General features: G+C 57.7%; 15 protein-coding genes, 2 tRNA genes and 1 riboswitch. Of the genes, 15 read left to right on the top strand and 2 right to left on the bottom strand.

Features of this window, described 5'->3' with window-relative positions; translation table 11 throughout:
• The first annotated feature begins 618 nt into the window (after positions 1-618).
• From GOB86_RS02045 to GOB86_RS02090, 11 genes are all read left to right on the top strand, one after another.
• Positions 619-2,889 (top strand): TonB-dependent receptor, encoded by a 2,271-nt coding sequence (locus tag GOB86_RS02045; protein ID WP_165990737.1) that lies wholly within the window; start codon positions 619-621, stop codon positions 2,887-2,889.
• 233 nt (positions 2,890-3,122) lie between these two features.
• The gene (locus tag GOB86_RS02050; RefSeq protein ID WP_242012420.1) at positions 3,123-3,668 is read left to right on the top strand and encodes an RcnB family protein; all 546 of its coding nucleotides are present in this window, start codon (positions 3,123-3,125) and stop codon (positions 3,666-3,668) included.
• Between the two features lie 150 nt (positions 3,669-3,818).
• A riboswitch (yybP-ykoY riboswitch) is annotated at positions 3,819-3,923 on the top strand.
• A gap of 87 nt (positions 3,924-4,010) precedes the next feature.
• Positions 4,011-4,379, top strand: coding sequence for a manganese efflux pump MntP (locus GOB86_RS16690; protein ID WP_456304161.1), 369 nt, complete (start codon positions 4,011-4,013; stop codon positions 4,377-4,379).
• Complete coding sequence (locus GOB86_RS16695) at positions 4,340-4,597, top strand: manganese efflux pump (protein WP_456304162.1); 258 nt, start codon at positions 4,340-4,342, stop codon at positions 4,595-4,597. The genes GOB86_RS16690 and GOB86_RS16695 overlap by 40 nt, the downstream gene beginning before the upstream one ends.
• Positions 4,598-4,750: 153 nt before the next feature.
• A complete protein-coding gene (zigA, locus tag GOB86_RS02060; RefSeq protein ID WP_165990738.1) occupies positions 4,751-5,968 on the top strand; it encodes a zinc metallochaperone GTPase ZigA in 1,218 nt (405 codons plus the stop codon).
• On the top strand, positions 5,941-6,300 hold the full coding sequence (locus tag GOB86_RS02065; RefSeq protein WP_242012422.1) for a DUF6525 family protein: 360 nt from the start codon (positions 5,941-5,943) through the stop codon (positions 6,298-6,300). Before zigA ends, GOB86_RS02065 begins: the two co-directional genes overlap by 28 nt.
• Before the next feature lie 80 nt (positions 6,301-6,380).
• Positions 6,381-6,647 carry a hypothetical protein gene (locus GOB86_RS02070; protein WP_242012424.1) on the top strand — a complete coding sequence of 89 codons (267 nt, stop codon included), beginning with the start codon at positions 6,381-6,383 and terminating at the stop codon, positions 6,645-6,647.
• A gap of 182 nt (positions 6,648-6,829) precedes the next feature.
• Positions 6,830-7,315, top strand: coding sequence for a xanthine phosphoribosyltransferase (gpt, locus tag GOB86_RS02075; protein WP_165990739.1), 486 nt, complete (start codon positions 6,830-6,832; stop codon positions 7,313-7,315).
• 58 nt (positions 7,316-7,373) lie between these two features.
• Positions 7,374-7,450 (top strand) — tRNA-Pro (locus GOB86_RS02080).
• A gap of 22 nt (positions 7,451-7,472) precedes the next feature.
• Positions 7,473-7,778, top strand: coding sequence for an ETC complex I subunit (locus tag GOB86_RS02085; protein WP_165990740.1), 306 nt, complete (start codon positions 7,473-7,475; stop codon positions 7,776-7,778).
• 39 nt (positions 7,779-7,817) lie between these two features.
• A tRNA-Arg gene (locus GOB86_RS02090) sits at positions 7,818-7,894 on the top strand.
• Positions 7,895-8,083: 189 nt separating this feature from the next.
• Here GOB86_RS02090 and cysE read toward each other — a convergent pair.
• Both cysE and GOB86_RS02100 read right to left on the bottom strand, forming a co-directional pair.
• Entirely contained in the window at positions 8,084-8,884 is an 801-nt protein-coding gene (gene cysE / locus GOB86_RS02095) for a serine O-acetyltransferase (protein ID WP_242012447.1), read from the bottom strand.
• 70 nt (positions 8,885-8,954) lie between these two features.
• Entirely contained in the window at positions 8,955-10,208 is a 1,254-nt protein-coding gene (locus GOB86_RS02100) for a UbiH/UbiF/VisC/COQ6 family ubiquinone biosynthesis hydroxylase (protein ID WP_165990742.1), read from the bottom strand.
• A gap of 213 nt (positions 10,209-10,421) precedes the next feature.
• On the opposite strand from GOB86_RS02100, the gene GOB86_RS02105 reads away from it, so the two are divergent.
• The 4 genes from GOB86_RS02105 to GOB86_RS02120 all read left to right on the top strand — a co-directional run bounded on the left by GOB86_RS02105 (position 10,422) and on the right by GOB86_RS02120 (position 14,436).
• Positions 10,422-10,760 (top strand): P-II family nitrogen regulator, encoded by a 339-nt coding sequence (locus GOB86_RS02105; RefSeq protein WP_086638005.1) that lies wholly within the window; start codon positions 10,422-10,424, stop codon positions 10,758-10,760.
• A gap of 258 nt (positions 10,761-11,018) precedes the next feature.
• Positions 11,019-12,173 (top strand): 2-C-methyl-D-erythritol 2,4-cyclodiphosphate synthase, encoded by a 1,155-nt coding sequence (ispF, locus tag GOB86_RS02110; protein WP_165990743.1) that lies wholly within the window; start codon positions 11,019-11,021, stop codon positions 12,171-12,173.
• 89 nt (positions 12,174-12,262) lie between these two features.
• Positions 12,263-13,333 carry a tRNA dihydrouridine synthase DusB gene (dusB, locus tag GOB86_RS02115; RefSeq protein WP_253543683.1) on the top strand — a complete coding sequence of 357 codons (1,071 nt, stop codon included), beginning with the start codon at positions 12,263-12,265 and terminating at the stop codon, positions 13,331-13,333.
• On the top strand, positions 13,330-14,436 hold the full coding sequence (locus GOB86_RS02120) for an ATP-binding protein (RefSeq protein WP_165990745.1): 1,107 nt from the start codon (positions 13,330-13,332) through the stop codon (positions 14,434-14,436). The genes dusB and GOB86_RS02120 overlap by 4 nt, the downstream gene beginning before the upstream one ends.
• The last annotated feature ends 52 nt before the right edge of the window (positions 14,437-14,488 follow it).

Here is a 14,488-nt window from a genome sequence, read left to right on the forward strand (position 1 = left end):
GCGCCGCATCTGTCTGTCTCCCCAAAAAAACGGGAAAACAGTCAGCACACGCAGACACAAAGTACAACCCTCACGTGCCACTCTCAGGGCTTAACTGACGACACGCCGTAGCGAGTTTGCAGGAATGTCATGTGAATAGAGGGTATGATTTAAGTAATTATTAAAGAACAGATAAAACGTATGCGTATATATGCGCGCGTATATGCTCCACTATGCCCATGGTTGGGCAATGGCACCACCTGTTATGCCTGCCGCCTTATGAGGGGGGGGGGGCAGGCTTGAGAGGGCTTGAGGGGGCTGGCGTTCGGGCAACTCGCGGGTCTCTTCCCATCATTTCTGAGGGTGTCATGGTCCTGGTCGTTAACTGGCGCTGAGTAAAGCCCGGACCAGACTTGATATGGCCCCACAATACATCGTGATTATGGGGTGAGGCGTAGAATAAAAATATCATTAAATAATAGAAGGTTTTTTCTTATTAAACGGCAGTTTTTTTGCGCTTCTCATGTCTGGTGCGGGTTTTGGGGAAGTGCGTGTCTGTAATGCGGATACGTATGCTATTGCAAATTAATCTCATTTGCGGAATAAGGTGCCCGAAATATCGTTGTATAGGTTTTGATAATGAATCTTCGTGCATTTTGCCTGAGCACTACCCTGACATCCGTCCTGTTGGTGAGCGTGGATGGTCCGGTGGTAGCTGCTGCTGCTGCGACTAATGTGTCTGAGCCGGTCAAGGGGAAAGTCAAACCTTCTGCCGCCTCCAATATGCAGCCAGCGAGTGCCGGGGAGAAAGGCGCGAAGGCAAAGGCAGAAAAGACTCATGATCCCGCATCGGGGCAGCGTGAAGACATTGTTGTCGTTGCGGCTCGCCAAAACCGTATGTACGTCAGCAGTGGGGGTGATCTGGGTGCGTTGGGGAAGAAGAAAGGCCTTGATGTGCCTTTTAATATCCGTAGCTATAACTCCAGTCTGATCCTGAATCAGCAGTCACAGACGCTGGGTGATGTGCTCCTGAATGACCCTACGGTGCGTACCGCCATGGGTTACGGGAATTACGCACAGTTATTCCAGATCCGTGGTTTTACGTTGTACGGGGATGACGTGGCCATTGACGGCCTGTACGGTGTTACTCCGCGCCAGCTTGTTTCTCCCCAGCTTTATGATTCCGTGCAGGTGCTTAATGGTGCCAGTGCGTTCCTTAATGGTGCGGCACCCGGCGGGTCGGCTGTTGGCGGGAATGTCAACCTTATTCCCAAACACGCAGCGGAAACAGATATCACCCGTATCACGGGTGATTACACCAGTAGCGGGCAGGGCGGTGGCGCGTTTGATATTAGCCGCCGGTTTGGCAAAGACCGTGCTTTTGGCTTTCGTTTCAATGCTGCCGGTATGGATGGTGAAACCGCGATCAAGGGTGAGCGGCGTGATGACGTGGCGCTTGGAGGAGCCTTTGACTGGCATGATGATGCGACGCGCATCAATATGAACATGAATTACCAGAAACAGCAGGTTTATGGCGGGCGCAGCGCAATCATCGTTTCCAGTCTGGCAGATGGGATGCCGACGCCCAAAGCAACCGCTCCTTCGGCAAACTGGGGCCAGCGCTGGGCCTATACTGACCTGAGCTATTTGTTTGGCACGCTGAACATTGAACATGATCTTGGTAGCCACATTACTGCATACGGCAAATTTGGTGCCCAGAGCGGTAACGAAATGGGCAATTACGCTACGACCACGCTCACAAACTCCGCGACCGGCGCCGGGACCGTGGGCGCTATGGCCGATGCATATAATGTCATGAACGAAGCCACTCAGGCTGGTATTCGTGCGCATTTTGATACCGGGCCGATCAAACATGAGATCAACGCCGGTGGGTCCGCAATATGGGAAGAAGCAAACGCCGCCTATTCCATGAGCCTGAGCCCGCAGGCAGGCAATATTTACCACCCCGTGCAGTTCTCGCCGTCGGAAACTTATAGTGGCGGCAGCCTGAGTAATCCGGGACGGGTGGCATGGAACAAGCTGTACAGCCTGTTCCTCTCAGATACGATGACCTTCTGGCACGACCGCATCGCACTGACGGGAGGTTTCCGTTATCAGGATATCCTGTCGAACTCCTATGATTATAACACTTCAAGTCTGAATTCGCATTACGATGCTGCGGCGTTTTCGCCGGTCATTGGCCTTGTCATTCATCCGATCAAACATGCGTCGCTGTATTTCAACCGTATTCAGGGGCTGTCGGCGGGGCAGACGGTGGGTGCCACCTACGTTAATGCCGGGCAGGTGTTCGCCCCCTACCAGAGCACACAGTACGAGGTGGGGGCTAAGTATGATGTTGGCCGTTTTGCAGCCGGTGTTGCATTTTTCCAGACCTCCATGCCGCAGGGTATGACCGAAGCCGACGGGACGACCGGACAGGAAATTTATACGCAGGACGGCAAGCAGCGGAACCGGGGCATGGAGTTGACCTTTAATGGTGAGATCCTGCGCGGTCTGCGTTTTAACGGCGGTTTAACACTGATTGACGCCAAACAGATGCGTACAACAGGTGGCGCATATGACGGAAAAACCGTGATCGGTGTGCCGAATTACACCATCAACGGGAACCTTGAATATGATGTGCCTTTTGTAAAGGGCTTGACGTTGGTTGGCCGTGTGATCAGCACCGGTAAGCAGCAGTTCAACAACATGAACACGACGCACCTGCCCGCATGGTCACGCTTTGATGTGGGCGCACGCTATACCTTCCTTGTGGCGAAAAAGGCGCTAACTGCCCGTTTTGAAGTCGATAACATTGGCAATCAGCGGTACTGGGCGTCAGTTTACCAGAGCGATTTGGTCATGGGAGATCCGGAAACTTTCAAATTCTCCGTTAGCGCCGATCTTTGAGCCTGCGCATAATCTTGCCTGAATCCAGTTGCGTGGGAGGAGTGCTGCCGTCTGGGAGATAGTCAGGAGCGGCGCAACGCGCAGGCCAGCATAAGTTACATCTGGTCAGCTCCGGGCTGATGGCCGGAACTTAAAAAACCACCAGAATGCTGGTGGTTTTTTTGTAGCCTCATGGCAAGGGGCGCGGAGGGCATGCTGGTGGAACCTCAGGCTGGTGTGTGGAGTTTAATGCCATGCTCAGGTGCCATAATGGTGCCGCAAAGGTAACCAAAATTCAGGCGCCAGAACCGCGCGTGGTTCTGGCGCAAAAGGAATACATTCAGGTGAACACAAAGCTCCTTCTTGCCGTTATGATGAACGGTTTTTTACTGGTGGGGTCTGCAGCCAATGCGCAGGGCATGGGGCCGGGTGGTCCTGGCGGTGGTCCCGGTGGCGGGCAAGGGGGGCAGGGGCCGCGTGGCAACGCGGGCATGCACAAGTCGCCTCCGCCCGCGCAGGGTGGGCCGGGCCGTAATGGTGGTCGCAATGGCCCCGGTGGACCGGGCTTTGACGCTGATCATTATGACATGAACCGCCACTGGCAGCGTGGCGAACGATATGACGGCCCATCAAACAGCCGCTGGTATGTTGATGACTGGCGCAGTCACCGTGGGCTGTATGCCCCCCCGCAGGGCTACCGCTGGATGCAGTATGGCAACCAGTTCCTGCTGACCAGTATTGCTAGCGGAGTGATTGCTGGTGTGGTCAGTGGCGTTATCTCCTCCGGCATGGCGCGCTGAACTTTGGCCCGTTCTGGAGGCAGCTCAAGCCTCCAGAACGCTGGGGCTTCCGTGTTATCCACAGATTCTGAGGATGCTTGCGTGGGTAAGCCTGTGGATGAAAAGCGGATAAACAAAGGGTTGCAATCTTGTTCCGTGCTTGGTAGGCATCGCTCCGTCCTTGGGGAGTAGTTACCCTCAGTTTTGAGGGGCCTTCATCAACACACTTGGCCTTTGGGCCATGGTGGAGGCAGCGTTTTTTGCATAAAAAACGCCAGGCAAGACCAACGGCAGTGGATACCCCAAATGCGGCCGGGGGACTTCCATCTGCTGTTTGTGTTTCTTGCGGCCCTTGGAATTCTCATGACCGGTTTTTTCACGCTGGGTATTCTGGGTCTCAGCCTGTCGGTGGACGCGTTTGCCGCGGCTGTTGGCAAAGGTGCAACCGAGCAACATGCCCGTCTGAATGATGCCGTGCGCATTGGCGCTGTCTTTGGTTTTTTTGAAGCCATAACCCCCGTTATCGGCTGGGTTCTGGGGTTGGCTCTCAGCACATGGATTGCAGCGGTAGACCACTGGATTGCTTTTGGTCTGCTGCTGGCCATTGGCGGCAACATGATCCGCCTTGCCCTAAAAAATGATGACCAGCCCCCCCCGAGCAGGCTGCGGTGGAACCCCGTCAGGGGCGTGGCGTGCTGGGTCTGGTCACAACAGCATTGGCTACCAGCATAGATGCAACGGCTGTTGGGGTTAGCCTTGGTGTTATGCGTGTGAACATTCTGGCTGCCTGTCTGGTTATTGGCGGTATTACCACTGTTGTGGCCACGCTGGGGGTCATTATCGGGCGGCATGCCAGTGTGTGGATTGGTCGTTACGCGGAAATTCTGGGCGGTGTCGCGTTGATCGGCATTGGCTGCTTCATTCTTTACACACATCTGAGCGCACCATAACTGTTGGTGTCGGGGTGGAGCATGCTCCACCCTTTTGCATGGAATATCGACCAGAATGGGCGGCCTAGCCGCTTTAGTTTTAAGCTAGAATTGTTATGTTATACCATAACGTATATAGCGGAGGGAGTGTTGTCGCAACAGTAAGGCTCTCCCATGCCCAGCAGATTACCCGTTACCGTTCTGTCCGGTTTTCTTGGTGCCGGAAAAACAACGCTGCTCAACCATATTCTCAATAACCGCACAGGCCGCAAGGTGGCGGTCATTGTGAATGATATGAGCGACGTGAACATAGACGCGGATCTTGTGCGCGATGGAAGTGACCTGTCCCGCACGGACGAAAAACTGGTGGAAATGAGCAATGGCTGCATCTGCTGCACCTTGCGTGATGATCTGTTGCAGGAGGTGCGCAGGCTGGCCCAGACCGGGAAGTTTGATTACCTTCTTATAGAATCAACAGGTATTGCAGAACCGCTCCCTATTGCCGCAACTTTTGAGTTCAGGGATGAGGACGGCGCCAGCCTTGCGGACATCGCGCGGCTGGATACCATGGTGACCGTGGTGGACGCGGTCAATCTGCTCCACGATTACAGCTCAACCGATTTTCTCAAGGATCGGGGGGAAATCGCGGGGGATGAGGACGACCGCGCACTGGTCTCCCTACTGGTGGAACAGATCGAATTTGCAGATGTTGTGGTGCTGAATAAGGTTTCCAGCGCCACGGCGGAGCAGCGTACGGCGGCCCGCCAGATTATTATGAGCCTGAACCCCGATGCAGATATTGTGGAAACAGACAACGCCGTGGTGCCCCGTGGCAGGGTGCTCAACACCCACCGCTTCGATTATGAAAAAGCACATAAAAACCCCTTATGGTACAAAGAGCTTTATGGGTTTGCAGATCATGTTCCCGAAACAGAGGAATATGGCATCCGTAGTTTTGTTTTTCGGGCGAGGAGACCTTTTGTTCCTGAAAAATTCAAGGATTTTATAGATCACGCATGGTCCGGCGTTGTGCGCAGTAAAGGGTATTTCTGGCTGGCTACCCGGCCTATGTGGGTGGGGGAACTCGGGCAGGCGGGCGCTCTGGTGCGCACGGAAGCCGCCGGGCATTGGTGGGTTACAATACCCCCTGAACATTGGCCGGAAGATACGCAATGGCAGGACACACTGGTCTCCAGATGGGATCGTGTCTATGGGGATCGCAGGCAGGAAATGGTGTTCATTGGCACTGCTGATATGGACGAGGCTGCCATTCGCGCAGCCCTGAACGCATGCCTTGTGCCGGATACTGAGAAAACCCTTTTTGATGCAAGTGAGTTTGCCAATCTTCCAGACCCGTTCCCCGCATGGCAGATGGAGCCCGCGGCACAATGACCGGGGCTGGCACCCGCACCAACGAGCGCACACTCCGCCATGAAGTCTGGCGCAGATATGATGGAAATGACTGGCAGGCGTTTGATGCCCTGCCCCCCAGTATACGGCAGCGCGTTAGCCAGCATAGTTACGATGCATGGTCGGTTAATGTGCTTATGCTCTGGCGGCATTACAAACGGAGCTATGGCCCGACCGTGCGGGCGGAAAAAGCGCTGATCCGGTATCTGGACTATTGTGAGCGGTTGGAGCGCGATGTGTTCGCCACACGTTATGGGGAGCAGTATGGTATGCCGCTCCCCCATATGGCAGCGGGTGTTAGCGTGCAAAGGTAAAGGCGCTTGTGCTCAGGCGAGTGCACTATTGCCTTTGTATCGCACTGCGATTAGGATAGAACAAAAATAGAACGTATTGCATGTGTGAGGTTGTTATGGCGGTAGCGGAGCGGATCGTGTTTCAGCCATTTGTGCGGCAGGGAGCCACGTTACGGGCAGGTGCGCCTATTGTATGCCCCAATGTGGAGGATGCGCGCAGGCGGGTGGAAAAAATTCGTGCTGGTATCCTGCACGTTGCCGGTGCCGTTGTTGTGCGCATGGAAGTGGATGAAGACATAGGCGATTATGGTGAGCCGGAATATCTGGAGCGGATTGGCGAGACCCCCGGCGGGGATGATGAGGACTAAAACCCATCTGCGTCGCCTGCATGTTGTTGCTCGTATGCCTGCAAACCACAGAGCTGTGACAAAGGGGTGATTGCGGGTACGCAACACTCTGTAGGAACTGGCGCATCTTCCTGCTAAAGAGGGCGCATAAAGGCAAGGGGGTAAGGCCCGGCCTGCTGCTTGATTATATAAGGATGGTGTTTATGGCTGTGCATTATGCCACGGTGACATGGGAGCAACTGCATCGGGATGCCCGGGCACTGGCTGCGGCCCTTGTGCCCAAAATGCCTTTTAAAGGTATTGTCGCCGTCACCCGTGGTGGGTTGATCCCCGCAGCTATTGCGGCAAGGGAGCTGGGTTGCCGGTTGATCGAGACCATTTCCGTCGTAACCTACGATGAAGAGGAAATGGGACAGCCCCAGATTATCAAGGCTCCCGAAGCGGCAGGTGATGGGGAAGGGTTCCTGATCATTGATGATCTGGTCGATTCCGGTGTTACGGCCCGGTTTGTGCGCGAATGTCTGCCCAAAGCCTATTTTGCCTGCCTGTATGCCAAGCCTGCGGGTAAGGCTTTGACGGACCTGTTTATTACGGAAGTCCCGCAGGATACGTGGGTTCTTTTTCCGTGGGATACGGCTCCGTTGTTTGTGCCGCCACTCGTCAGCAACAAAAAAGAGTGTGCGGAGTAATTTTTTTAGCGCGGCAGGGTTGCCAGTTTATAATTAGGCGCCTAGTTTCCCGCTTGTTCGGGGCGTGGCGCAGCCTGGTAGCGCGCGTGTTTTGGGTACACGAGGCCCCCGGTTCGAGTCCGGGCGCCCCGACCATAAATAAAGCGGGAGGCACACCATGCCAGCGCGTATTTATCAGCAGTCCAAGCCAGCCGGTCAGTCCGGTCTGGTCGGCACCCGCCAGTGGGTGTTTGAGTACGGGCAAGGTGCCCCACGTAGGCAGGACGCTCTTATGGGGTGGACTGGTAGCGTGGATACCCGGTCCCAGCTCCGCCTTCTGTTCGACACATGCGAAGCAGCCGAGGCCTATGCACAGCGTGAGCAGATTGCTTACGAGGTGGAACAGCCCATTCAGCGGCATCGTCGTCCCAAGGTTTATGCCGATAATTTTGGCTATAAACGGATCCAGAACTGGACGCATTGATTTTTAGCCTCTTTCCCTCTATGCGGAAGGGGCTATTTCGCGCCCTTAGCTCAGTTGGATAGAGCAACAGCCTTCTAAGCTGTGGGTCATTGGTTCGAATCCAATAGGGCGCGCCAGTTTTTTCAAAATTGTCTGTTATTGTCAGGGTGGGGTCATGCTCCGCCCTTTTTTGCGTGGCATAGGGGGGGGCTCTGTGGCCTGCAAACTTTCGCCCCCTGTGGTCTGGGCTGAAAAAAACCAGATAGTTTGCATGTCATGGTGGACCGTGTGGGGCCGCGCCGCCGCCCCACACGCATCATTGTGCGTCAGATAATGTAATCAATAGGCGGGAGTGTCTGGTCCATGTTCAGGGCGGGCATGCCTTTGTGGCGCACGCCGACCTTGCGGGCGGGGTTGCCGACCACGGTGGTAAAGGGGGGAACGGGTTCGAGCACAATGGAACCTGCGCCAATTTTGGCCCCTTCGCCAATTTCAATATTACCAAGCACTTTGGCTCCGGCACCAATCAGCACACCCCGGCGTACCTTGGGGTGGCGGTCTCCGCAATGTTTGCCCGTGCCCCCCAGAGTGACATTCTGCAAAATGGAAACATCGTCCTCAATAATGGATGTTTCGCCCACCACAATGCCGGTGCCGTGGTCAAACAGAATGCGGCGGCCAAGGCGTGCGGCGGGGTGAATGTCCACCCCAAACAGTTCCGATGCCCGGCTTTGCATGTGCAGGGCCAAGTGCCGCCGTTCGGACAGCCATAGCCAGCGTGCCACCCGATAGGTCTGCACGGCATGGTAGCCCTTGAAGAACAGGAACGGGGTTACAAAATCCGGGCAGGCCGGGTCCCGCTCCCGAATGGCCAGCAGGTCGGCTGCTGCTGCGCATACAATGTCCGGCTCTGCATCAAAGCTCTCCTTTACCAGTTCGGACAGCGCGTCTGCGGCAACGGAGCGGTCGCCCAGTTTGCGGCCAATCAGGGCGGCAAGGGCGGAGGCAAAGCTGGAATGGCTGCGTACGCCAGTGGCCAGTAACCCGCGTACCAGCGGGTCATGGCAACTGCATGCTTCCTGCGTCATTTTTTGCCACAGCACTGTGAGCTGTGGCGCGCACATCATGCTGCTCTCTCCAAAATGGCTGGAACTGACTGAGGCAACAAGACCGTCCTGCATCCCGGCTACTCCGCAATTACAAACCCATGGCGTGCTTTACAAAGGCTTTCCGCAGGGCGGGAAAGCGGTGCACGCCTGCAATGCCCAGATCACGCGCCAGACGAAGGATGGGGTTGTCGTTACTGAACAACCGGTCCAGCGCATCTGTTGCGGCCAGCATGAGCATATTGGCCGGACGACACAAGGCCTGATAGCGCGCAACAACGGCAGGAGCACCGGGGTCCTTGCCCTGTGCGTGTATGTCCAGCAGTAGCGGGCTGAGGTGGATGATGTCCCGGTATCCAAGGTTCAGTCCCTGACCGGCAATGGGGTGAATGCCGTGTGCGGCATCCCCCACCAGTATAAGTCGTGTATCCGTGTAACGCGCGGCGTACTGGGCGGAGAGCGGGTAAGTCCAGCGCCGCCCCACGGGGGTTACGCGGCCAAGGCGGGTATTGCCCATGCGGCGTTCGACCTGCCGGGCAAAGGCATCGTCCGGCAGGGCGGCAAAGCGTTCGGCAACACCATCCTTGTCGCTCCATACAATGGCGGACATGTAGGGGTGTTCGTCCGTGCCGGTCATGGGGAGTTGGGCAAACGGGCCAGCGGGCAGGAAGTGCTCCAGCGCGCTGTTGTCGTGTGGGAATTCATGCGCAATGGCGCACACAATGGCTGTCTGCCCGTAAGGCAGGCGGGTCAGCGGAATGCCGGCTTCGGAGCGCAGGCGGCTCCTGCGGCCATCGGCGGCCACAATCAGGCGGGCATTAAAGCTGCGGCCATCAAGCAGTTGCACATGTGCGTTCTGGGCTGTGCGGGTAATTTTTGCTTCCGCCGGGGCCAGAACGGTCACGCCCGGCGTGGTGGTCAGGCATTTGTTGAGTGCGACACGCAGCGCGCGGGCTTCCACCATCCAGCCAAAAGGCTGGGAGGCATCCTCACGCGTGAATTCAAGGAAGAGGGAGGACGCAGGTTCGCCCGGGCGGCCATCGGTGACCAGAATTTCCTCAATCGGGCAGGAGGCGGCGGGCAGCAGGTCCCAGACCCCGGCACTTTCCAGAAACTCCTTGGGGCCCGCGGCAATGGCGTAAGCCCGCCCGTCCAGATCCGGGTGTTCCATGGGGGGCAGGGCCGCTTTGTCCACCACGGCCACCCGCATGCCGCCCCGCGCCAGACGGCACGCAAGGGCCGCGCCAACAGGCCCCGCGCCGATAATGCACACATCCACATCCGCCACGGGCGGGTGCGAGGTGCTGGCGTGTTCTGCCTTGGCGTCGGGGGAGATTGGGCTCATGCGGTTTTTTCCTTAAAATTCACACATCTGGCAGGCGGCAAACCCAAAAAGCCCGCACAGGCTGTTGCAGATCATGCCCCTATATGCGCCCTCCTTTGCGACAAAACCAGTCATCGTGCCTTGAGGTGCATCAAAGCTCTTGGCAATTGGTGTTTAACTGTGCCAACATCGTAACGTCATGGAAATGTTTTGCAGCAGGGAGTTGCAGGCAGTATGAAGCTGATTACCGCCATTATAAAGCCCTTTAAACTCGATGATGTCCGCGAAGCGCTTGCGCCGCTGGGTGTTCAGGGGATTACTGTCTCGGAAGTCAAGGGGTTTGGTCGCCAGAAAGGGCAGACGGAAATTTACCGTGGAGCTGAATACCGGATCAGCTTTTTGCCCAAGATCAAGGTGGAAGTCGCTGTAAGCGATGCCCTACTTGATCAGGTTCTGGAAGCGATTCTGGATGCGGCCCATACGGGCAAGATCGGGGATGGCAAAATTTTTGTCAGTGACCTCGCTCGTGTCATCCGTATTCGCACGCGTGAGACGGGGGACGCCGCTCTTTAAAACAGCACCATATGCCAGCCTGTGGCAGGAGCGAGGTCTGCACAAACCTTCAGGCCCGAGAGCGACCCTAACACCTGCTGGCAATGCCCCTGCGTGGGGTGAAGTCGCTATAAAATTGCGATTAATACAGGCCTATTGGCGCTCCATGCCAGTATGCGAAGTGCTGCCTGCTGTAAGGTAGGCACGCATCTGGCGGGATGTCTCGCTTTCCCATTTTCAGGCTTGACGGGGCAGGGGTGTGGCCCCATTGCTTCGGGCATGCGAGTAGCTGCCATTCTACTGGCTGCCGGTACAGGTAGCCGTTATGCCGCCACCACGGGGTGCGCCACGCCCAAGCAGTATGTGCTGCTTGCTGGCCAGCCCGTTATCCGCCATGCCGCGCAGGCTCTGCTGCCGCATGTCACCACCATTCAGCCTGTAGGCGACCCGGCCTCTCTGGCCGAAGCGCTGGACGGTCTGGCCGTTCTGCCGCCCGTGCAGGGTGGGCAAACCCGGCAGGCCAGCGTACGTGCCGGACTGGAGGCGCTGGACGCCCTGCCGCCGGAGCAAAAGCCTGATCTGGTGCTGGTGCATGATGGCGCACGGCCCTACGTGACCGGGCAGCTTGTGGCCAATGTTGTGGCCGCTCTGGCCGAACACCCCGGTGCCATACCCGCCGTGCCTGTGGCCGATACGCTCAAGCGTGAAAAAGACGGCGTGATTGACGGCACCGTTCCGCGTGACCATCTGTTCCGCGCGCAAACGCCTCAGGGCTTCCGTTTTGGTCTGTTCCTGGACCTGCACCGCGCAGCAGCCTCGCTCAACGCGACCGATGATGCCAGACTGCTCGAAGATGCCGGGTTCAGCGTGGCTCTGGTGCCCGGTGATGAAGACAATATCAAACTGACATATGAGGCTGATCTGGTGCGTCTTGAAAGGCTGATTGGACCCACATTGCTGCCGCGTGTGGGCCTTGGGTACGATGTGCATGCGTTTGAGGAAGGGCGGCCGCTGATCATGTGCGGGATTACCATTCCCCACACGCACGGCCTTGCCGGGCACTCCGATGCGGATGTGGGCATTCATGCCCTGTGCGACGCCATTTATGGCGCACTGGCCGAAGGTGATATTGGCAGGCACTTCCCCCCCAGTCAGAACGAATGGAAGGATGCCGATAGTGCGCGCTTCCTCATCCATGCTGGTCAGCGTATTCGTGAACGCGGTGGCATGCTCATTAACGCTGACCTGACCCTGATCTGCGAACGGCCCAAGATCGGCCCTCATGCACAGGCCATGCGCGAACGTCTGGCAGCCCTGCTGGAAGTGGATGTGGACCGTATTTCGGTCAAGGCTACAACCTCCGAACGTCTGGGCTTTACCGGGCGGGAAGAAGGGATTGCCTGTGCTGCTACGGTGAGCGTGCTGGTGCCGTAAGGTTTTGCGGCGCAACCCCTACGAAAAACATTGCACAGGGGCGCGTGGACCGGTATTTCTGCCTAATTCGTAGGCAAATGGAAATGACTGTGCAAACGCAACCTCTGCTGCGTCCGATTGATCTGGGCGGTGTTGTTCTTGATACGCCGGTAATTCTGGCCCCCATGTCTGGCGTGACCGACCTGCCGTTCAGGCGGTTGGTGCGCAAGCTTGGGGCCGGACTTGTTGTTTCCGAAATGATTGCCTCGTGGGCAATGGTGCGTGAGAACGACACAACCCTGCGCATGGCCGAAGTGGCCGATGCCGGTGGCCCCAATGCCGTGCAACTGGCCGGGTGCGACCCCCAGGCCATGGCCGAGGCTGCCCGCATTGCAGTGGACCGTGGGGCCGACCTGATCGACATTAATTTTGGCTGTCCGGTTAAAAAGGTGGCCGTAGGGCAGATGGCCGGTTCCGCCCTGATGCGGGACGAGGCCGCAGCCCAGCGTATGCTGCAAACGGTGGTCAAGGCCGTGTCCGTGCCGGTTACCCTCAAAATGCGCATGGGTTGGGACCACGAACACCTTAACGCCCCCGTGCTGGCCCGTATTGCGCAGGATGCGGGTATTCGCATGATTACGGTGCATGGGCGCACCCGCCAGCAGTTCTATAACGGCACGGCGGACTGGGCTTTTGTCCGCAACGTCAAAAATGCCGTGGACCTGCCCGTTATTGTGAATGGAGACATCCTGACCACAGCCGATGCGCGCAACGCGCTCGCCCAGTCGGGGGCTGATGGGGTTATGATCGGGCGTGGCTGCTACGGCCGGCCGTGGTTTTTGGCCCAGGTTGCCCACGCCCTGCGCACGGGGGAGGATATGCCCGCCCCCGCTCTGGCGCAGGAAAAAGCTATTGTGCTGGAGCATTACAACATGATGCTGGAGCATTTTGGCCCACGCCCCGGTCTGCGGCTGGCCCGCAAGCATGTGTCCTGGTATTCCGCCGGACTGCCTGCCTCAGCCGCGTTCCGTGCGACGTTCAACAAGGTGGAAACACCCGAAGAAGCCGTGGCCCAGATTGCAGAATTTTATGACCAGCAGATTGCCGCCGGTGCACAGCGCGAACCCCGTGCCTCCCGGCAGGAAACAGCCCGCCAGCAAGAACAGGCCCACGCGGCGTGAGCACACAAGCGCCAGACAGGGTAGAGCCTGACGCGGCGCTTCTGCTGGACAGTCTGCCCGTTCCGGTGCTGGAGGTCGGGGCGGGGGACGTGGTTCTTGCGCTCAACATGGCAGCGGAAGAGTTTTTTGGCATGTCCCGCCACCAGATCAAGGCTGGCGGCATGGCCGAAATTGCCCCCCCGGACCACCCGATTTACCTCCTGCTTGCCCATTTGCGCCAGCGGGGCGGAAGCGTGACCGAGCATGACCTGCTCTTCAGTTCGCCCCGCTTCCACCATGAGGGAGTGAGTGTGCAGGGGGCAGAGGTGCTGGATCATCCGGGGCATCTGCTGCTCACATTCCACCTGCCTTCTACCGCGCGTGTGCTGGACCAGCAGCAGGTTTACCGCTCGGCGGCGCGCAGTGTGTCTGGCATGGCGGCCATGCTGGCGCATGAGGTGCGTAACCCGCTCTCTGGCATAAAGGGGGCCGCCCAGTTGCTCGAACAGGCCGTGGGTGATGCGGACCGCGACCTTGCCACCCTGATCTGTGATGAGGTGGACCGCATAGATGCGCTGGTCGAGCGTATGGGCATGTTTGGTGAGGCGCAGATGGACTACCGCGCCCTGAACATCCATCGTCTACTGGAACACGTCAAGCTTCTGGCGAGCAACGGCTTTGCCAAGGGGCTGCGTATTATAGAGCAGTATGACCCCTCCCTCCCCCATGTGTGGGGGGACAGGGACCGGCTGGTTCAGGTGCTGCTCAATCTGGTCAAGAACGCGGCTGAAGCTCTGCGTGAGGCCGGGAGGGACGGGGATATTACCCTGATCACCAGCTACCGGCCGGGTATTCGCATAACCGCTCCGGGCACCACCCAGTGGCGGCATCTGCCGTTGGTGGTGACCATAAGGGACACGGGACCGGGAATATCGGAAACGGTCAGGCCGCACCTGTTTGAACCGTTTGTTTCCACCAAGGTGAATGGCAGCGGGCTAGGGCTGGCGCTGGTGGGGAAGGTGATGGATGACCACGGCGGGGTCATGGAAGTTGAAAGCCGCCCCGGCCGGACGGAAATCAGCCTTTTCCTTCCACTTGCGGAAGAAAGGGCTGGCCTCCCTTGACCTGAGGCTCCCCTGCGCCTGATAAGCCTTTCCCTGTTGTTTTTCCTCTGGT

Origin of the sequence: Acetobacter lambici (assembly GCF_011516885.1) — a bacterium.
Classification (GTDB): domain Bacteria; phylum Pseudomonadota; class Alphaproteobacteria; order Acetobacterales; family Acetobacteraceae; genus Acetobacter; species Acetobacter lambici.